Genomic DNA, 281 nt, shown 5'->3' with positions numbered 1-281 from the left:
GAATCGAAGCTGGTGACGGTGTGGTCGGGGTTCTCGCTGAAGTGGTACGGGGCGCTGCTGCAGGACGATGAGCTGCTGAGCGCGGCGTGGCTGTCGCTGAAGATCGCGCTGATGACGGCGTGCGCGTCGGTGGTGATCGGCACGTGGGCGGGTTTCGTGCTGGCGCGGTTCGGCCGGTTCAAGGGGTTCACGTTCTACACGGGGATGATCAACGCGCCGCTGGTGATTCCGGAGGTGATCCAGGGGATCTCGCTGCTGCTGCTGTTCGTGGCGATGGAGCA

Annotated in this window: 1 pseudogene; it reads left to right on the top strand. The window is 64.8% G+C overall.

The features are described 5' to 3' along the window. Positions 1 to 281: pseudogene (locus tag HZI36_RS26755) on the top strand (putrescine ABC transporter permease PotI); the annotation flags it as partial.

The sequence above is a fragment of the Burkholderia guangdongensis genome, assembly GCF_013403875.1.
Classification (GTDB): domain Bacteria; phylum Pseudomonadota; class Gammaproteobacteria; order Burkholderiales; family Burkholderiaceae; genus Burkholderia; species Burkholderia guangdongensis.
The sequence above is the reverse complement of the archived record's forward strand: the minus strand, read 5'-3'. Positions and strand labels throughout refer to the sequence as shown.